Raw genomic sequence first — 20,279 nt, forward strand, 5'->3', positions numbered from 1 at the left:
GTCCCAGCCTCCTTACGCTTTATTAACTATCTGCTGTAGCGCTTTTGACACCTTGTTCTAATGCTTCAATCATTTCTTGCTTTTCCTGTTCATTGGATTGCTGCCAAATAAGCTCGAACAGAACACCTAGCCCAGGTAGCATTTTTTCTTCTCCAGATTGAATAGCATCGACAATCGTTGCTTCTAACTGACTTTGATCATTGTCAGAGATATTGGACAGTATTGCATGACGCAGATTTAAATCCAAAAAATCACCCCTTATTTGTATTAAACTATGGATAGTTTGACCAGTTTAGGATTAAATATGTATGATAGTAAAAAGAATATGATTAGGAGAATGAATGAATTTGTTAACATCTGTTAAAAACGATAAAGTAAAGGCTTTAAAAAAATTACATACGAAAAAAGAACGGGAGAGAACGGGAACATTCTTCATCGAAGGGTTCCATTTAATAGAAGAGGCAGTTCATAGTAATTGGAGCATAAAGGAAATCATTCTGCAAGACGGAGTGGAATTACCGAGTTGGGCTAATGACTATCCGATTATAGCTGTTTCTGAAAATGTGTTTCAGCATCTTACCCAAACGAAAACACCACAAGGAATTGCGGCAGTTGTTCAAATGAATAACGATACAGTGGTAGCAGGGGATTATGTTTTATTACTCGACCGTATTCAAGACCCAGGGAATTTAGGCACGATTATTCGTACAGCCGACGCTGCAGGATTTAGTGCCGTTATTTTAGGAGAAGGAACGGTGGATATGTACAATGATAAAGTAATCCGTTCGACTCAAGGTTCTATTTTTCATTTACCAGTTTTTCAAGACAATCTGAATTCTCGGATCCATGATTTGAAAGCATCGGGCTTTAAAGTCTGGGCAAGTGCACTCACTAATTCCAAAGATTTTCATACTGTAAAGACTACTCCAAAGGTTGCATTAATAGTAGGAAATGAAGGTTCAGGTATTCATCAGAACGTACTTGATCTAGCGGATGAAGTAGTGAAAATTCCTATTTATGGTAAAGCAGAATCACTGAATGTTAGTATTGCAGCAGGAATTCTCATGTATCATATTAAAGGATAACTCTTGCAAATAGTACGTATTATGACTATAATTTTATCTAAATGTAAATAGTTAAAAGCTATGAAAGAGCGGTTAACAGTTATACCATAGTTTTCAGGGAAGAAACGTCTTGACTGTGAACGTTTCTACTATGAACTCGTTAATCTTTCACTCTGGAGCTGACACTTGGACCTAATGCTATTAGTAAAGGTGTTCCGGAATAAAATCCGTTATGATTCATCGAGTTGGGCACAGAAATTGTGTCAACAAGGGTGGTACCGCGAATTCAAGCCTCGTCCCTTCTTATAGGGATAGAAGGCTTTTTTTATTAGCTATAGTTTTTAACTCAAAGAAAGAAGAAGCATGTTATGGACTGCGGATACGGCAGATAAACCTAAATTTAGGAGGGTAAAAACCATGCAAGAGGAATTAAAAGCCATACAAGAAGAAGCATTGGCCAAAGTAGAAGAAGCATCTGACTTAAAGGAGCTTCAAGCAATCAAAGTATCATTCTTAGGGAAAAAAGGCTCGTTAACACAAGTACTCCGAGGAATGGGTAAGCTTTCACCAGAAGAAAGACCAGTAGTAGGAGAAATTGCTAACCAAGTACGAGAAGCAATCACGAATGCAATCGAAACAAAGAATACGGTTCTTGAAAATGCTGCATTAGAAGAAAAACTTCAATCAGAATCCATTGATGTTACATTACCAGGTCGTCCAGTTAAGGTTGGTGGGCCACATTTATTAACAAAAGTCATTGAAGAAATAGAAGACCTATTTATTGGTATGGGTTATGAAGTACGTGAAGGCCCTGAGGTGGAAACAGATTACTTTAACTTTGAAGCACTAAACCTACCAAAGGATCATCCGGCTAGAGATATGCAGGATTCCTTCTATATTACAAATGAATTGTTATTAAGAACCCACACGTCACCAGTTCAAGCTCGTACGATGCAGGAGTATAAGGGTGAAAAAGGATTTAAAATGATTTGTCCTGGTCGAGTATACCGACGTGATACAGATGATGCGACACACTCGCATCAATTTACACAAATTGAAGGATTATATGTTGACAAAGATGTTAAAATGAGTGATTTAAAAGGGGTTCTCAATGTGTTTGCGAAGAAGATGTTTGGGGAAGATCGTAACATTCGCTTACGCCCGAGCTTCTTCCCATTCACAGAGCCTTCTGTAGAAATGGATATTTCATGTAAAGTATGTGATGGAAAAGGTTGTTCCGTATGTAAAGGGACAGGCTGGATTGAGATTTTAGGTGCTGGGATGGTACATCCGAATGTCTTAGAAATGGCTGGATACGATCCAAACGTATATTCAGGATTTGCGTTTGGAATGGGACCAGAACGAATTGCCATGCTGAAATATGGTGTTAATGATATTCGTCAGTTTTATTTAAATGATAGCCGATTCCTAAAACAATTCCACCAGGCTTAAGGAGGGTAAACGATGTTAGTTTCATTAAATTGGTTAAAAAATTATGTAGATATGGATGGTATTAGCCCAGAAGAGCTTGCTGAAAAAGTAACAAAATCTGGGATTGAGGTAGATCATATTGAGTATATGGCGGAAAAAAGTAATCATGTCGTCGTTGGACATGTAACAAGCTGTGAAAAGCATCCGAATGCAGACAAATTAAATTTATGTCAGGTCGATGTCGGGGATGAACTATTACAAATTATTTGTGGTGCCCCAAATGTACGTCAAGGACAAAAGGTAGCTGTTGCGAAACCTGGGGCAGTATTACCTGGCAATTTCAAAATAAAAAAGGTTAAACTACGCGGTATAGAGTCCAATGGTATGATTTGCTCCCTGCAAGAGTTAGGCTTGGACGAAAAACACATACCTAAGGAATTTGCAGATGGGATTTTTGTCTTCCCAGAAGATGCTCCTATTGGGGAACGTGTTGATTCATTATTGAATTTAGACGATGCGATATTAGAATTTGATTTAACACCTAACCGTGCAGACTGTTTAAGTATGCTAGGGGTTGCATATGAAGTGGGTGCTTTACTTGATAAACCAGTAAACCTTCCCCAAGATAGTGTGACTACGTCTAGTGAAAAAGCTGCTGATCATATTTCTGTAAAAGTTGAAGATGAGAGATTAAATCCATACTACGGTGCCCTCGTTATTAAGGATGTGAAAATTAAATCCTCACCACTTTGGATGCAAAATTACTTGTTAGCAGCAGGCATACGACCAATTAATAATGTTGTGGACATTACCAACTATGTATTGTTAGAGTATGGTCAACCATTACATGCGTTTGATTATGATCGACTTGGTTCTAAGGAAATCGTTGTACGTACTGCTAAAGACGGTGAGAAAATGGTAACTCTTGATGATGTAGAACGCACGTTAACAACAGAGGACTTAGTCATCACCAATGGTAATGAACCTGTAGCGTTAGCTGGTGTTATGGGAGGAGCTAATTCAGAAGTAACAAGTGAGACAACGAATATTCTTCTAGAGGCAGCGTATTTTGATTCTGTTTCCATTCGTAAGACAGTAAAAGCTACTGGACTTCGTAGTGAAGCTAGTACTCGTTATGAAAAAGGTATTGATCCAAACAGAGTAAAACAAGCTGGATTACGTGCTGCTCATTTATTAGAGCTTTATGCTGGCGGCAAAGTGCTTGATGGGGTTGTGGAATTCGATAAGCTTGATCGCTCAGAAAAAACGGTTCAGGTTCACACGGATACGATTAACAGTCGCTTAGGTACTGAAATTTCTTCTGATGATATTGCTAAGATTCTAGAGCGATTACAATTTAACTATGAGCGTCAAGGGGATGAATTTAGCGTATTTGTACCAACACGTCGTGGTGATATTACCATCTTTGAAGATATGCTTGAGGAAGTGGCAAGAATTTACGGCTATGATAATTTACCATATACGTTGCCGACCGGGGCAGCGACAGCAGGTGGACTATCGAAGCGACAACAGCTTAGACGCGCCGTTAAACATTATTTAGAAGGTGTAGGGTTAATGGAAACTAGAACCTACTCCTTAACAAGTGAGACCCTTATTCAAAAGCTAGTTAGTCCTGAAGTGAAGGCTTTAAATCCAGAACCAATCAGCTTAGCAATGCCAATGAGTGAAGAGCATAAGTACCTAAGACTTAGCCTACTACCGGAGCTTTTAAAGACAATTAGCTATAACCTAGCTAGAAATCAATCCAATCTTGCTTACTATGAAATTGGTTCCATTTTTCTTACGAATGAAAAAGAACTAACTAAGCAACCAGAAGAGCCATTACGTCTGTCCGGAGTATTGACTGGGAAATGGTTAGAACATCTATGGCAGCAAGAAAGGAAACAGGTTGACTTCTATGTGGTTAAAGGAATCGTAGAGGGATTATTTGAACATCTAGAATTACCGTTAACTGTAGCACAAGCACAACTTGCGGATATGCATCCAGGGCGTACGGCAGTTATCTTATTAGATGGGAAAGAAATTGGGTTCATGGGTCAATTACACCCAGCGCTTGAAAAAGAGCTTGATTTAAAAGAAACCTATGTATTTGATATTAATATGGAAGTATTACTTGATGCTCACAATCATGTACCACGCTATACACAAATTCCAAGATATCCATCTGTAACACGTGATATTGCATTTATCTTGGATGATGCAGTGAATGCTGGTGATGTAAAAACGACCATCGAGCAAGTAGGAGCGCCGCTTGTGAAACAAGTCCAAGTATTTGACTTATATAAAGGGGAAAACCTACCAGATGGTAAGAAATCAGTAGCATATAGCCTATTATATCTTGATCCGGAGAAAACACTAGTCGATGAAGATGTAGAAAAATCCTACCAGGCTATTATAGAAGCGGTAAATGAGAAACATCATGCATATGTAAGGTCTTAAGCGAATTTGTAAAAATAGAATATCTGTAATTTATCAAGAGGCTATAGACAAAACTAAAACAAAGGTAATAAAAACCGAACAATCAACCCATTAGCTGGTGCGGGTTTGATGCACTAATTTTCATGTTTGGTTTATCCTATGTTAGAAGTAGTTTTGTTTAAAGCCTCTTCTTTAATTCCTCCAATATGGAAAATAGTTGCTAATTCATCTGAAAATTGTGGTAGAATGAAAAATATCTAAAATTTGAAATATACTGGTGTTTGTGTGTAGGATAAGTCACAGAGAATATCGAGTGTAGGAGGATGAGCAATGGGGTATATTGAAGAACTTAGGGCGCTTGTTAGCCATCAACCATTAATTTTAGTAGGTACAGCTGTAGGGGTGCTGAATCATAATGGGGAAATATTACTTCAGAAAAGGCATGATGGTCGCTGGGGAGTTCCAGGTGGATTCTTAGAATTAGGGGAGTCTACAGAAGAAGCTGGTAGAAGAGAGGTATTAGAGGAGACTGGAATCCAATTAGGTAAACTAGAATTAGTGAATGTTATCTCTGGAAAAGAACATTTTGTCAAGCTTCCAAATGGAGATGAGTTTTATCCTGTAACCGTGGTATATATTTGCAAGGATATAACGGGTGGAGAATTAAAGGTAGACGGAGTAGAAACAGTTGATGCTAAATTCTTTAAGCTTAACGAATTACCTGATAGTTTAAATCCACTCGTCAAAAAGCTTATTTATTCATATCTGCCTAAGCAGTGATGTACATGAACCAATAATGACTTTTAAGGGAGGGGGTCCCCCGTGTTAGTGGAGAAGAAAGTTTACCTCTCAAGTAGACTGAAGCGAATATTGGAACAGGCTGAAGAAGAAGCTATGCTTTCTAAGGATAGAATTGTAAAGCCTATACATATATTTGTATCTTGCATGCAGGAAAAAGGTGGAGCATTAGGAGAGTTATGGATAAAACTAAATCTCGATTTTAAAGCATGTAGCGTGAAAGAAGAAGAAACCGAAATAAAACCGATAAAAAATGATTTTTTTAATGCGCTAATTAGTCAGGATACAGCCAATGTTTTACAGAGAGCGATAGACTATATGAAGGGCTACAATCAGATTTTCTTAAATGAAGGTCATGTGCTTAAAGCATTGATTGTAACGAAGGCATTAGATGATGTCCTCAATGAAGAATGTAAACAGATTATCATGACACATGGCACAACTTCACGAGATATGGCTACTAATCTTGAATTTTATACATTCCCATCATTGGACTCGCTAGGAATCAAAAAGGCAATTCCTGCTGATGAAAAACAGCTTGTGTCGTTTGTAGAGCAGCATTTTTCCAAGGAATGGGCAGAAACAATAAGGGATGCATTTGATCATAATGAGCCTAACGTATATATTGCCGTTGATGATAGCAAAGCAATAATCGGGTTCGCTGCTTTTGATGTTTATAAACGTAAAAAGGGATATTTTGGTCCTATGGGTGTTATCCAGTCCAATCGAGCAAAGGGGATAGGATATCGATTGCTCCATCATTGTTTACGAGACATGAAGGGGTTAGGATACGCCTATGCAATAATTGGTGGGGCTGGCCCAATTGAATTCTATGAAAAAGCATGTCAGGCAGTCGTCATTCCCACAGCAAGTAAATGAACAAAACAGAGGAGAACATTATGGTGAAAACAGCCTTTATAGAACAGGAAGATGTAGAAAAAGTAGCAAGGTTTATTGCTGAGCTAAATAGGTTAGAATCTTCCCACATAGGATTTTGTGGTAAAGATAGCATAGAAATTGCGGAATATATGAAGGAGGAAATCCCTTATCCTAAAAGCTTTGTTGCAGCGCAATATGAAGGTGATTTACTTGGGGTTGTAGGTATTGATCCAGATTTTGATAGTGGTGTAGGCGAGGTTTGGGGACCTTTCGTGATAGAGGAACAAAAGGGTATAGTAGATCAGATGTGGGTGAAGTTACTTGAAAACAAGCTAGCTGGCATCAATACGTTCCTGTTGTTTCCTAATAAAGAAAATAAACTGGTTCATGAGTTTGCTATCCGAAATGGTTTTTCAAAGGGAAGTGAACAGGCGATATTGATTTTTGATCGTAACGATGTTCATAGATTACAAGATTCTAATTTAATGGAATTAACCGCTGAATACCATGATGAAATGGTAGCCTTACATGATCAACTTTTCCCAGGTACATATTATAGTGGTCAACAAATTATCGATAGACTTGATGAGCGTAATAAAGTATTTATCCTAGTAGAGGATGAGGAATTATTTGGTTATGTATATGTTGAAGCAGAACCAGAATTTAGTGATGGAAGTATTGAATTTGTTGGTGTTCATCAGTCGAAAAGGAGTAGAGGGATTGGTAGTCAGTTGATAGCTGGTAGTTTGAAGTGGTTATTCACATTTGAAACAATTCCATCTATTCGACTAACTGTAAGTGCAGAAAATAAAACGGCTGTAAACTTATATCAAAAGGCCGGTTTCAGACTACAACATAGTCTTCATACGTTTAAGAAGGACAGGAAATAGGGCAGGCTAATTCCGTTTTAATATCGTAACCGGATAGACAATGAAAGGATAGGATGAAAATTCTATCCTTTTTTGTCACAAAAGTAAAGGTTTCCATGTGAAATTTAGGAATAAAGGGGTCTATCAATCGCAAGAAGGGTTATTAAAAGAAGTCTAATTGTTACTTAGGGCAGGGAATGAAAGTAACCCAATGGTGATGTTACGTTTACAAGTTTGGACAGAAGTTTAGAAGAAAGGGCTGAGACAAAAAAATATATCCTAGTAAAAACCGAATAATGGCGAGTATCGTGTATATTTGGTTTTACAGGTAATTCCTTTCGTTATGTCCCAGCCTCAAAGGATATTTCTTATGACAAATACTGCCTTGCCTTTTGCGTGTTAGCAAAATGCACCTTCGCGCATGTTTGTAGCACATCTTCTCCTTGCTCACGTATTATCCGAGCGATGGTCTGGTCAACTAGTTTTGATGCACCTTTTCTTAGTTCAATACCAACTTGCTCAGAAAGCTTGTCCATTTCCTTTACAAAGCTTGCCCTAGCAATGATGGATGCAGTAGCAACAGCTATGGAATGGCTTTCAGCTTTGGTCATGAAATAGGTCTTGTTAGGTAGCTGCCCTTTTTCTGAAGCGATATGCTTTTTATATACATTCGGTTCGCAAAATTGGTCAATCAGGATACCTTCATAGGGTGTACTTTCAATTTTGGTTAATAGTTTACGAATGGCATGATGATGAAGCATGGCTTTCATCTTACCTTGCGACCATCCCTTTTTTTGGAGGCTGTTATACTTTGGATTATGTAGGATTAGTAACGAATAAGGAATTCGCATTTGTGCGATTTCCTTTGCTAACTGGATTATTTTCTCATCGGTTAGATTTTTTGAATCTTTTACCCCAATCTCTTTTAGTAAAGTAATCTGAGAAGAGCTAATAAAAGCACTAGCAACTGTAATCGGTCCAAAGTAATCCCCTGTCCCTGCTTCATCAGATCCAATATGGGATGCGGTAAATAGTGTATCAGGTGGTGTATATAGTGTGTTGGAAGAGGACTTGTACTGTTTTGGATTCTTACTTTCTACGACATTCGATTGATCTGACCATTTATCCATTTCTTCATTTGCATGTTTCCCTTGAAAAAGTACCTTTCCAGATTTATATGCTGTAATCACCACATTGGAAGTTTTTGCACGAAAAACAGCCCCTTGTGGAGTAGTGGTTAATGATTTATGATAATATTGCTTCATCTTTTCCATTACTTCATTTGCAAGTAGTAAAACATTTTGTGACATGAAAGTTCATCCTTTCTTTTCATAATGACTATAACAAAGATTTTACGAGAAAGAAATCCATAAAATTCATGTAGGAACAGTTTCCTAATTGTCTGTCTTCATGTTAAGATAAAATATAGAAATTGCTAGAATCGTTAAATAAGGTAGGAGGGTAACCTAGTGACCCAAAAACAAGATAAAACACGTGTAACCGTTGAAATAAGAAATAGATCATATACAATTGTTGGTGATGAAGATGCTAGTCATGTTCGATTAGTGGCTAGTTTAGTGGATCAAAAAATGAGAGAAATTCATGAAATGAACCCACAGCTCGATACTGCTAGTCTTGCTGTGTTGACAGCTATAAATTCTATGAATGATTACCTAGCATTAAAAGAAGACTATGCATCATTACTAGGTTCAATTAAAAAAGAAAGAGGATAAATTACATATGATAGATTTAGTACTTATAGTGTTATTACTTTTCGGTTTCCTTGTAGGTTTGAAACGGGGACTGATACTTCAGGCGGTGCATTTGCTAGGTTTTATAGTTGCCTTTATTGTAGCTGCCTCTTTTTATGACGACCTGTCTAAGCATTTAGAACAATTTATTCCATACCCTACGCTTACGGATGATAGTTTATGGGCTGATTTCTTAGCTGCGCTACCAATCGAAAATGCGTTTTATAATGCAATTTCCTTTGCGGTTATTTTCTTTGCAGCTAAAATTGGGTTGCAAATTTTGGCATCGATGATTGATGTGATTGCTTCATTACCAATATTGAATTCCATTAACAAAATATTTGGAGCAATTCTTGGATTTTTAGAAGTATATTTAATTCTATTTGTAATCTTATATATCATTGTACTGACTCCAGTTGGAACTATACAAGAATACGTAAATAATTCAAATGTAGCATTATTTATAGTTGAACATACACCATACTTCTCGGAAAAGATTAAAGATTTATGGTTTAACCATATTGTTGCGATGATTAATTGATAAAGAAAAGGCTAATTCATAATACTAGGATTATCATTGTATGCTAGGTACAATATAGATGATTCGTTATGAATTAGCCATGTTTTTTAATCGGCTTTTTTTACGAATTGAACGAAAAATGTATCGAATTTGAAACAAATTTTAAAATAGGTGATAAAGATGGCTATAAATAAAAAAGACGTAATAAAGTTATTAGAAACAATTGCTATATATTTAGAATTAAAAGGGGAGAATCCTTTTAAAATCTCCGCTTTTAGAAAAGCGGCACAGGCATTAGAAAGAGATGATCGCTCTTTAGCAGATATGAAGGATTTCACAGAAATAAAAGGAATTGGGAAGGGGACAAGTACGGTAATCGCTGAATACCTTGAACAGGGTAGGTCAGAGACGTTAGAAGAGCTTAAAAGAGAAGTACCTGAGGGCCTAATTCCGCTTTTAAATGTACCTGGTCTAGGTGGTAAGAAGCTTGCTAAACTCTATCAAGAGCTCGATGTTGTGGATGCGGAAACATTGAAGGCAGCCATTGAGTCTGGAAAGGTAGAAGGATTAGCTGGTTTTGGGAAAAAATCGGCTGAGAAAATACTTGCTGCATTAAATGAGATTGGCAAGAGACCTGAACGCCTACCTATTGCATATATGCTTCCTATTGCAGAACGAATTGAAGAATATTTACAGTTAATTCCAGCGATACAACAATTTTCAAGAGCCGGTTCATTAAGAAGAATGAAAGAAACGATTAAGGATTTAGATTTTATTATCGCAACCGACGATATCGAGCAGGTGCGTGAAGCGTTACTTCAAATACCAGCTTTAAAAGAAGTGATTGCTAAAGGGGATACAAAGATTTCGGTAACATTAGATGATGTTTATGATGTAAATGTTGATTTTCGTTTAGTAGCGGATAACGAGTTTGCAACGACACTTCATCATTTCACTGGTTCCAAGGATCATAATGTGGCCATGCGTCAGCTGGCAAAATCAAGAGGCGAGAAAATAAATGAATATGGTATCGAAGTGGAGGAGACGAATGAAATTTTAACCTTTTCGACGGAAGAGGAGTTTTTCCAACACTTTGGCCTACACTATATCCCACCTGAGATAAGGGAAGATACAGGTGAAGTGGCTGCATTTCAAGAGCCGATTGATTTAGTAGCATTACACGATATTCGTGGGGATCTTCACATGCATACAACTTGGAGTGATGGTGCTCAAACGCTTGAAGAAATGGTAAATCAGGCTAGAAGTTATGGCTACGAATATATTGCGATAACCGATCATTCCAAAAATTTGCGGGTTGCCAATGGATTAAACGAGGATCGTCTTAGAAGCCAACGGGAAGAAATTGCTAAGCTTAATGAAAAATATACAGACATCCATATCTTTGCAGGGGTAGAAATGGACATTTTAACAGATGGCTCCCTTGATTTTTCTGATGATTTTCTAAAAGAGATGGATTATGTGATAGCTGCTATTCATTCTAGTTTTAGCCAATCGGAAGAGCTTATTATGAAGAGATTGTTTACGGCTTTAGAGAACCCTTATGTATCGTTAATTGCTCATCCTACTGGTAGGTTAATCGGAAGAAGAGATGGATATAAGGTTAATTTGGATAAGTTAATAGAACGAGCAAAAGAAACGAATACAGCACTAGAAATAAATGCAAATCCGAATCGATTGGATATTTCGGCGGAATGGGCTCGGGCGGCACAGGACGCTGGTGTGAAAATTGCTATTAATACAGATGCCCATAATTATACAATGCTAGAACATATGAAATATGGTGTCGGTGTTGCAAGGAAGGGCTGGTTAAAGAAGGATACCGTGTTAAATTCTTGGTCAAAAGAGAAACTAATGGCGTACTTTAACCGTAATAAATAAAAGCCTAAACGACATCTCGGTAAAGGAGTAAGTAAATGAACGAACGTATTTTACGAGTATTAGATTTTCAAAAAGTCATTGATCGCCTAGTCCAACAAGCCCAAACGAGTTTGGGAAAGGATTTGGCAGCTAGACTTAAGCCATCTACTGATTTAGAACAGGTTAATTCATTACAAGAAGAAACAGATGAAGCTAGTCAGGTCATCCGATTAAATGTGCCTGTACCCCTTGGCGGAATTTTTGATATACGTCCTAGTCTTAAACGTAGTGTAATAGGTGGGGTATTAAGTACTTCTGAATGTTTAGATGTTGCAAATACAATATATGGTGGACGGCAGGTAAAGGATTTTATTATAGGATTAGATGAGGATTTACCTATTTTAAAAGAATTAGTGGAAGGTATATCACCATTAAGAAATCTCGAGCTAGAGATTAAGCGTTGTATCGATGATCATGGACAAGTGATGGATAGTGCTACAGAGAAGTTAAGGGGGATCCGTTCTTCTATTCGTACACATGAAAGCAGAATTCGGGAAAAATTAGAAAGCTATACGAGAACGAAAAGTAATATGCTATCGGATGCCATTATCACGATTCGAAATGAGCGATATGTATTACCAGTTAAACATGAATATCGCGGAGCAGTTGGTGGAATCGTTCATGACCAATCAGCTTCTGGTCAGACACTGTTCATGGAACCAAAAGCAGTTGTTGATTTAAATAACCAATTACAAGAGCTGCGCGCTAATGAAAAACAGGAAATTGATCGTATTTTACGTGAATTGAGTCAACATATTGCAGAGGAAGAAGTATCCTTATCGGAAAATGTACGGATACTTGCGCAAGTGGATTATATGTTTGCTCGAGCTAATCTGGCACGAGAAATGAAAGCCTCTAGACCAACAATGAATAATCAAGGATATATTAAGATGCAGCAAGCTCGTCATCCGCTAATTGCGCCAGATGAAGTGGTTGCCAATGATATAGAAATTGGAAAAGAGTATACCTCCATTGTTATAACGGGTCCGAATACGGGTGGTAAGACGGTTACCTTGAAAATGGTAGGCTTATGCACTTTAATGGCTCAATCTGGGTTGCAAGTACCAGCTTTAGATGGTTGTGAAATGGCTGTATTTGAACATGTTTTTGCAGACATTGGTGATGAACAATCCATTGAACAGAACTTAAGTACATTCTCATCCCATATGACGAACATTGTGGATATATTAAATCATGTTGATAATCGGACACTCGTCTTATTTGATGAATTAGGAGCTGGGACAGATCCCCAAGAAGGTGCTGCACTAGCTATGTCTATATTAGATGAAGTTGTATCAAGAAATGCAAGGGTAATTGCGACTACACACTACCCTGAGCTGAAAGCATATGGTTACAATCGTGAACAAGTAATTAACGCTTCCATGGAATTTGATGTACAAACCTTGCAGCCTACGTATCGTTTATTAATAGGCGTACCAGGTCGCAGTAATGCATTTGAAATTTCTAAAAGACTTGGGTTAGATCCAACCATTATTGATCGAGCTAAAAGTCATATCGGTGTAGATTCTAAAAACGTAGAGAATATGATAGCATCGCTAGAAAAATCGAAAATTCAAGCAGAAAAGGAATATGAGGAAGCACATGAAATTTTGCTTGAAAGTGAACGTCTAAGAAAGCAAATGGAAGCGGAATGGAATCAATTCGAAACAAAACGTGAGGCCTTATATAAAAAGGCAGAGGAGAAAGCGGAAAAAGCAATTCGTAAAGCTCGTGAAGAAGCAGAAATTATTGTAAGTGAAATCCGCAAGATGAAAACAGATGCTCAGTTGAAGGAACATGAGTGGATTGAAGCAAGAAAGATGCTAGAAGAAGCACAGCCCAAATTATCTTCTAAACCAGATGGTAAAAAGGAATCAAAACCTTCCAATGAAGTGTTAAGTCCGGGGGATGAAATTAAGCTTTTAACCTTAAATCAAAACGGTTCAGTTCTGGAAAAAATAAGTGATTCTGAATACCTTGTTCAAGTTGGTATTATGAAAGTAAAAGTAAAACGAAGTGATTTGCAATTAATTGGTAAACCAAAACAAACAACGTATCAAAAACCGTTAGCAACTGTAAAAGGATCGAATTACCATGTGCCATTAGAATTAGATTTACGTGGTGAACGATTTGAGGATGCCTTGTTGAAATTAGAGAAGTATATAGACGATGCCACCCTAGCAGGTTATCCAAAGGTGTCTATTATCCATGGTAAGGGAACAGGAGCCCTTCGAAAAGGTGTACAGGATTTTGTCAAAAATCATCCAAGTATTGCATCTACAAGACCTGGTGCAGCTGGTGAAGGTGGAAGCGGTGTAACCGTAATCGAATTTCGATAAGATAGTGAGGGGGATGTTGACATGAGTAGCTTTTGGGAGAATGTATTAGTAGATACAGCAGCTAGTTTTAGTGTGGTCATTCTTTGTACAGTAGTTTTTTTAGCTGTGTTTGAACTTGTTACGAAATATAAGAACTGGGAAGAAATTCGCAAAGGAAATATTGCTGTAGCTATGGCTACTGGTGGGAAAATTTTTGGTATTACAAATATCTTCCGGTACTCGATTGAGCATAATGATACATTATTGACTAGTATTGCTTGGGGTTCAGCGGGCTTCTTTTTACTATTAATAGCTTACTTTATTTTTGAATTCCTTACACCAACGATTAGTATTGATGAAGAAATCGGAAAAGGAAATAAAGCAGTAGGACTTATATCAATGATTATATCCATCGGGCTATCGTATGTGATTGGTGCAAGTATTATTATTATCTAAACATTTGTAGAGGGAGAACATTATGGAGACTTTGGCAAAAGTATGTATCGGAGTGGCAGCCGTCTTTGTTATCGTTGGAGTTTTATACCTTGTATTTGATTTTAATTTTAGTATTTTTTAATACAGAAAGAAAAAATTATCAAAAAAATAAAAATAAAATTTCAAAAAATATAAATTAGTCGGTATAATAGAACTAACTAAATGTAAAAGGAGGTTAGTTTTATGGGGGAACAAAAGAGATGGCATGATCTCTACCCTAACGAAATACCGACTTCTCTTTCTTATGATGAGAGGCCTTTACAGGATTTTTTAAAGGATACGGTTTCTCAATACGGAGAAAAGAAAGCGCTTTATTTTATGGGGAAGGAACTAACGTTTGCGGAATTGTATGAGCAGGCTAGTAAGTTTGCTAACTACCTACAAGGTTTGGGTGTTGAAAAGGGAGATCGTATCGCTATCATGTTACCTAACTCACCACAATCTGTTATCGCATATTATGGCTCGTTAATGGCTGGTGCGATTGTAGTGCAAACCAATCCGCTTTATACGGAGAGGGAACTGGAATACCAGTTAACTGATTCTGGATCGAAGGTAATTGTTTGCCTTGATATCTTAGTTCCAAGAGTAACTAATGTGAAGAAGGATACCCAACTAGAGCATATGATCGTCACGGGGATAAAGGACTACTTACCATTTCCTAAAAACTTAATCTATCCATTTATTCAAAAGAGGCAATATAATATGGTGGTAAAAGTAGAAGAATCTGCAGATACACATGTGTGGACCGAAATAATGGATAAGGCGCAGGTGAAATACGAGGAAGTATTCGTAGATCCGGTTGAGGATGTAGCCATACTTCAATACACAGGTGGGACTACTGGATATCCAAAAGGTGTGATGTTGTCACATCGAAATCTTGTGGCAAACGCTAAAATGTGTGAAGCTTGGATTTATGAGATGAAAAAGGGAGAAGACATTATTCTCGGAGTTCTTCCTTTCTTCCATGTGTACGGGATGACAGCGGTAATGAATATATCCATATTCACTGCTTCGAAAATGATCTTATTACCGAAGTTTGACGCGGGGGATGTATTAAAGACTATTCATAAGCAAAAACCAACTGTTTTTCCAGGAGCACCTACAATTTATATTGGTTTATTAAACCATCCAGACTTAAATAAATATGATCTGTCATCGGTAAATGCCTGTATTAGTGGTTCTGCTCCATTACCAGTAGAGGTTCAGGAGAAATTTGAGAGTGTAACTGGTGGGAAATTGGTGGAAGGCTATGGTTTAACGGAATCATCTCCAGTTACACACGCCAATTTCATTTATGAAAAAAGAGTCAGTGGCAGTATTGGTGTGCCATGGCCGGATACAGATGCTAAAATCCTAAATATGGAAACGTATGAAGAGGTTGAAGCTGGCGAGATTGGGGAGCTTGCAGTCAAAGGTCCACAAATCATGATGGGATATTGGAATAGGCCTGAAGATACAGAGAATACCTTAAAGGATGGTTGGCTATTAACTGGTGATCTTGGCTATATGGATGAGAACGGATACTTTTTTATTGTCGATCGGAAGAAGGATATGATTATTGCTGGGGGTTATAATATCTACCCTAGAGAGGTAGAAGAAGTACTTTATGAGCATGAAGCAATTCAAGAGGTAGTAGTAGCTGGTGTACCAGATCCATACCGCGGGGAAACAGTAAAAGCGTATGTGGTTTTAAAAGAAGGATATCATGTGACAGAAGAGGAGCTTAATACATTCTGTAGGGAAAGATTAGCTGCATATAAAGTTCCTAGAATCTATGATTTTCGTGATGAATTACCTAAAACTGCGGTCGGAAAAATCTTGAGAAGACAATTAGTAGATGAAGAGAAAAGTAAGGCAGAGCAAGAAGTTAGTACTACTTGAGCATTTGCTCAAGTATTTCGGAAAAGTGTACAAGCATATATTGACAGAATGTGATTCTCCCTTTAGAATAAAATATGAATGATGATTCATTCATATTTTATTCATTTTGCTTTATGTTTGAAGGAGAAAAGTCATGAAAAACAATAAACCGAAGTATAAGTTAATCATTGATGCAGCTGTCGATGTAATCGCAGAAAACGGCTACCACGCTTCACAAGTTTCTAAAATTGCTAAAAAAGCAGGGGTGGCTGACGGAACAATTTACTTATATTTCAAGAACAAAGAGGATATTTTGGTCTCAGTATTTGAGGAAAAAATGGGACAATTTATCGAACAGATAGTTGCAGCAACGAACGAACGAGAAAATGCTAGTGAAAAGTTGTTAACGTTAATAGAAATGCATTTTAGTCAACTTGCAGCCAATCACCATCTCGCTATCGTAACCCAGTTAGAACTAAGACAGTCCAATTTATCTTTACGTCAGCAAATTAACCGGATATTAAAGCCATATCTCGTAGTGATTGATGAAATCGTAAAAGAAGGGGTAGAGGAGAAGCTATTCCGTAGCGATATCAAAATACCGTTAATTAGACAAATGATCTTTGGGACTTTAGATGAAACGGTTACAAACTGGGTAATGAACGAGGAAAAATATGATTTAATAGGATTAGCACCATCTGTTCATGAATTAATTACAAAAGGGGTTTCGGTGAAATAAGTACATAAGCTTGATATTTTAAACTATCTTATTAGCTTCAGATGAGAGATACTATTTATAAGCGGTCTGAATATTCACTGTAAGAGATTCGGGCCGCGTCTTAAGTGTAAATAACATGAAAAAAGGGGTGTTATGATGGGAACTATTCATTACGAATTGAATGGGCATGTTGTGATATTAACCATTCAAAGTCCACCTGCTAATGCATTATCTAGCAAACTTTTGAATGCGCTTTCTGATAAGTTGGATGAAATGGAGTCAGATGAGAAAGTGAAGGCTATTCTTTTGAAAGGTGAAGGCCGATTCTTTTCAGCAGGGGCTGATATTAAAGAGTTTACGTCCTTACAGGGAGCCTCAGACTATCAATCGCTTTCTGAATTCGGTCAACAACTATTTGACCGAATAGAGAACTTTTCAGTCCCTGTAATTGCAGCAATTCATGGTGCGGCTTTAGGTGGCGGGATGGAACTTGCGATGGCATGCCATATCAGAATTGCTACGAACAATGCAAAGTTGGGCCTACCAGAGCTGTCCCTAGGAATAATACCTGGTTTTGCTGGAACACAACGCCTTCCACAATATGTTGGGACAGCAAAAGCATATGAAATGATTTTAACTGGTGAACCAATCACGGCTCATGAGGCCTATCAATTTGGATTAGTGAATCGTGTTGTCGATGAAGAACAATTAATAGATGCTGCAACAGAACTAGCAGAAAAAATCGCTTCAAAGAGCAAGCCAACGATTACTAGAATAATGCAATTAATTCCTTATGCGAAGACAGAGCGATTTGCAAATGGTGTTAAAGCGGAAGCAGAAGCATTTGGCGAGATATTTGGATCAGAAGATGCAAAAGAAGGGGTTCAAGCTTTCATTGAAAAACGAAAGCCTAACTTTATAGATAAATAGTAAACAAGAGGAGGAACTCAGATGAATATTTATGTGTTATTAAAAAAGACCTTTGACACAGAAGAGAAAATCGTCGTGACAAATGGTCAAATCGAGGATGATGGTGCAGAATTTATCATTAACCCATATGATGAATATGCAGTAGAAGAAGCAATCAAACAACGTGATGAGCATGGTGGGGAAGTCACTGTTGTGACAATTGGTGATGAAGATTCAGAAAAACAACTACGTACTGCTCTAGCGATGGGAGCTGATAAGGCAGTACTAATTAATACAGAAGATGATCTAGAAGATGGCGATCAATTTACCACTACAAAGATATTGGAAGCTTTCTTTGAAGATAAAGAAGTTGATTTAATATTAGCTGGTAATGTGGCAATTGATGAAGCAAGTGGGCAAGTAGGTCCTAGACTTGCTGAGCGTTTAGGCATTAACTATGTGACGACCATTACTAGCCTTACGATTGATGGGGATACAGTGAGCATCGATAAAGATGTGGAGGGAGATGTTGAGAAAATCGAAACATCTTTACCATTATTAGTTACATGTCAACAAGGTTTAAATGAACCAAGATATCCTTCTTTACCAGGTATTATGAAAGCGAAGAAAAAGCCGTTAGAAGAATTAGAGATTGACGATTTGGATTTAGATGAGGATGAACTAGAGCCTAAAACAAAGACGATAGATATATTCTTACCACCTGAAAAAGAGGCTGGAAGAGTATTAGAAGGCGAGTTAGAGGAGCAAGTAAAGGAGCTTGTTTCGCTGCTAAGAAACGAAGCGAAAGTACTTTAATGACGGAAAGGAGCAATTAGGATGAGTGAAAAATTACTAGTTATAGGTGAATCGAGAGATGGTGTGCTACGTAATGTTACTTTCGAAGCAATCGCTGCAGCGAAAAAAATAAATGACGATGCAGAGATCGTTGGTGTACTCTGTGGAAGTGATGAATTAGAATCGCTTGCACAAGAAATGATATATTATGGGGCGGATAGAGTAGTAACCGTTAAAGATGAAAAGCTAGCCTCCTATACTTCTGATGGCTATGGTCAGGCGGTATTATCCATTATTGAGGATGAAGAACCATACGGTATTGTAATGGGACATACGGCAATTGGAAAAGATTTAACTCCTAAAATTGCAAGTAAATTGGAATCGGGTTTAGTATCAGATGCTGTTGATATTTCGCATGATGGTGATGAGGTTGTTTTCACTAGACCGATTTACTCTGGTAAAGCTTTTGAGAAAAAAGTTGTTACTGAGGGTATTGTATTTGTTACCATTAGACCGAACAATATTCAAGCTTTAGAACGAGATGAATCACGAACTGGTGAAGTGCAAGATAAAGCCGTTGATATTACGGACTTACGTACTGTAATTAAAGAAGTATTACGAAAAGCTACAGATGGTGTTGATTTGTCTGAAGCGAAGGTTGTTGTTGCTGGTGGACGTGGTGTGAAAAGTGCTGATGGTTTTAAACCATTATATGAGCTTGCTGAAGTATTAGGTGGTGCAGTAGGCGCATCTCGTGGAGCTTGTGATGCAGATTACTGTGATTATTCGTTACAAATTGGTCAAACGGGTAAAGTAGTAACCCCAGATCTATACATTGCGGTAGGTATTTCTGGAGCAATCCAACATCTAGCCGGAATGTCTAACTCGAAAGTAATCGTTGCCATCAACAAAGACCCAGAAGCAAACATCTTTAACGTAGCTGACTATGGAATTGTGGGAGACTTATTTGAAATCGTCCCACTGCTTACAGAAGAAATTAAAAAGTTAAAAAGCCTGGTACAAAACTAAAATAAAGGTAATAAAAAACGAACCATCACTATCATTACCCGGAAATATACGGAGACTCCTATGGGAGGAAAGGGCACTGCCTGAGACCCTGGAAGAGCGTTAGCTCTGAGGAGGCTCACCAGCCGCACGCGGACGTAGTATATTTCCGGGGCGGATTTGATGCGCTAACTTTCATGTTCGGTTTATCCTATGTTAGAAATCGTTTTGTCCCAGTCTCTAAGTCATGATGCGATCGAATGTAGCTGTATTAGACAGCCCGGAGTACAAGCTGATTTTCAGGTAAGGGTAATCAAGACCTACAGAGCATCTTGAAGGTGCTTTCCTAACCCTACTTGCAGAATAGCGTGTACTCGGGGCTGTGTGCTTGTTTAAATAGCTAAATCAAATAGATTTATTGGTTACATCATGTCGAATGATATTGTATTTTTATTAGGATAAGAAACCTAAGATTAAGCAAACTGTTAGT

General features: G+C 37.7%; 18 protein-coding genes. 16 read left to right on the plus strand and 2 right to left on the minus strand.

All coding sequences use genetic code 11. The features are described 5' to 3' along the window. Positions 1 to 22 precede the first annotated feature (22 nt). Positions 23 to 247, minus strand: a complete 225-nt coding sequence (sspI, locus tag MKY78_RS17105; protein ID WP_339214401.1) for a small acid-soluble spore protein SspI — start codon at positions 245 to 247, stop codon at positions 23 to 25. A 100-nt stretch (positions 248 to 347) separates the two neighbouring features. Between sspI and MKY78_RS17110 the strand changes: the two genes are divergently transcribed. The 6 genes from MKY78_RS17110 (at position 348) to MKY78_RS17135 (ending at position 7,501) form a co-directional block, all read left to right on the plus strand. Further along, a complete protein-coding gene (locus tag MKY78_RS17110; RefSeq protein ID WP_339217950.1) occupies positions 348 to 1,085 on the plus strand; it encodes an RNA methyltransferase in 738 nt (245 codons plus the stop codon). A 396-nt stretch (positions 1,086 to 1,481) separates the two neighbouring features. Beyond that, the gene (gene pheS, locus MKY78_RS17115; protein WP_339214402.1) at positions 1,482 to 2,516 is read left to right on the plus strand and encodes a phenylalanine--tRNA ligase subunit alpha; all 1,035 of its coding nucleotides are present in this window, start codon (positions 1,482 to 1,484) and stop codon (positions 2,514 to 2,516) included. A gap of 12 nt (positions 2,517 to 2,528) precedes the next feature. Beyond that, positions 2,529 to 4,955, plus strand: a complete 2,427-nt coding sequence (gene pheT / locus MKY78_RS17120) for a phenylalanine--tRNA ligase subunit beta (protein ID WP_339214403.1) — start codon at positions 2,529 to 2,531, stop codon at positions 4,953 to 4,955. A gap of 309 nt (positions 4,956 to 5,264) precedes the next feature. Then, complete coding sequence (locus tag MKY78_RS17125) at positions 5,265 to 5,714, plus strand: NUDIX hydrolase (protein ID WP_186870232.1); 450 nt, start codon at positions 5,265 to 5,267, stop codon at positions 5,712 to 5,714. 48 nt (positions 5,715 to 5,762) lie between these two features. Then, a complete protein-coding gene (locus tag MKY78_RS17130) occupies positions 5,763 to 6,611 on the plus strand; it encodes a GNAT family N-acetyltransferase (RefSeq protein WP_339214404.1) in 849 nt (282 codons plus the stop codon). Next, complete coding sequence (locus MKY78_RS17135) at positions 6,608 to 7,501, plus strand: GNAT family N-acetyltransferase (RefSeq protein ID WP_339214405.1); 894 nt, start codon at positions 6,608 to 6,610, stop codon at positions 7,499 to 7,501. Before MKY78_RS17130 ends, MKY78_RS17135 begins: the two co-directional genes overlap by 4 nt. 347 nt (positions 7,502 to 7,848) lie before the next feature. On the opposite strand, the gene rnhC is transcribed toward MKY78_RS17135, so the two are convergent. After that, positions 7,849 to 8,790, minus strand: a complete 942-nt coding sequence (gene rnhC, locus MKY78_RS17140; protein WP_339214406.1) for a ribonuclease HIII — start codon at positions 8,788 to 8,790, stop codon at positions 7,849 to 7,851. Between the two features lie 159 nt (positions 8,791 to 8,949). On the opposite strand from rnhC, the gene zapA reads away from it, so the two are divergent. From zapA to MKY78_RS17190, 10 genes are all read left to right on the plus strand, one after another. Continuing rightward, entirely contained in the window at positions 8,950 to 9,213 is a 264-nt protein-coding gene (gene zapA, locus MKY78_RS17145; protein ID WP_186870234.1) for a cell division protein ZapA, read from the plus strand. Positions 9,214 to 9,220: 7 nt separating this feature from the next. Continuing rightward, positions 9,221 to 9,772: a CvpA family protein gene (locus MKY78_RS17150; protein WP_186870235.1), complete on the plus strand. Its 552-nt coding sequence runs from the start codon at positions 9,221 to 9,223 to the stop codon at positions 9,770 to 9,772. Positions 9,773 to 9,931: 159 nt separating this feature from the next. Then, positions 9,932 to 11,650 carry a DNA polymerase/3'-5' exonuclease PolX gene (polX, locus tag MKY78_RS17155; protein WP_339214408.1) on the plus strand — a complete coding sequence of 573 codons (1,719 nt, stop codon included), beginning with the start codon at positions 9,932 to 9,934 and terminating at the stop codon, positions 11,648 to 11,650. 35 nt (positions 11,651 to 11,685) lie between these two features. Beyond that, positions 11,686 to 14,028, plus strand: coding sequence for an endonuclease MutS2 (locus MKY78_RS17160; protein WP_339214410.1), 2,343 nt, complete (start codon positions 11,686 to 11,688; stop codon positions 14,026 to 14,028). Between the two features lie 21 nt (positions 14,029 to 14,049). Next, a complete protein-coding gene (locus tag MKY78_RS17165; protein ID WP_186870238.1) occupies positions 14,050 to 14,463 on the plus strand; it encodes a DUF350 domain-containing protein in 414 nt (137 codons plus the stop codon). A gap of 222 nt (positions 14,464 to 14,685) precedes the next feature. After that, the gene (locus MKY78_RS17170; protein ID WP_339214413.1) at positions 14,686 to 16,383 is read left to right on the plus strand and encodes a long-chain-fatty-acid--CoA ligase; all 1,698 of its coding nucleotides are present in this window, start codon (positions 14,686 to 14,688) and stop codon (positions 16,381 to 16,383) included. 133 nt (positions 16,384 to 16,516) lie between these two features. Next, positions 16,517 to 17,101: a TetR/AcrR family transcriptional regulator gene (locus tag MKY78_RS17175; protein WP_339214414.1), complete on the plus strand. Its 585-nt coding sequence runs from the start codon at positions 16,517 to 16,519 to the stop codon at positions 17,099 to 17,101. A 135-nt stretch (positions 17,102 to 17,236) separates the two neighbouring features. Next, positions 17,237 to 18,010, plus strand: coding sequence for an enoyl-CoA hydratase (locus tag MKY78_RS17180; RefSeq protein WP_339214416.1), 774 nt, complete (start codon positions 17,237 to 17,239; stop codon positions 18,008 to 18,010). Between the two features lie 21 nt (positions 18,011 to 18,031). Continuing rightward, positions 18,032 to 18,805, plus strand: a complete 774-nt coding sequence (locus tag MKY78_RS17185; protein WP_339214418.1) for an electron transfer flavoprotein subunit beta/FixA family protein — start codon at positions 18,032 to 18,034, stop codon at positions 18,803 to 18,805. 21 nt (positions 18,806 to 18,826) lie between these two features. Then, positions 18,827 to 19,813: an electron transfer flavoprotein subunit alpha/FixB family protein gene (locus tag MKY78_RS17190; RefSeq protein WP_339214420.1), complete on the plus strand. Its 987-nt coding sequence runs from the start codon at positions 18,827 to 18,829 to the stop codon at positions 19,811 to 19,813. Positions 19,814 to 20,279 lie beyond the last annotated feature (466 nt).

Source organism: Ornithinibacillus sp. FSL M8-0202 (genome assembly GCF_037975285.1).
Classification (GTDB): domain Bacteria; phylum Bacillota; class Bacilli; order Bacillales; family Amphibacillaceae; genus Ornithinibacillus; species Ornithinibacillus massiliensis.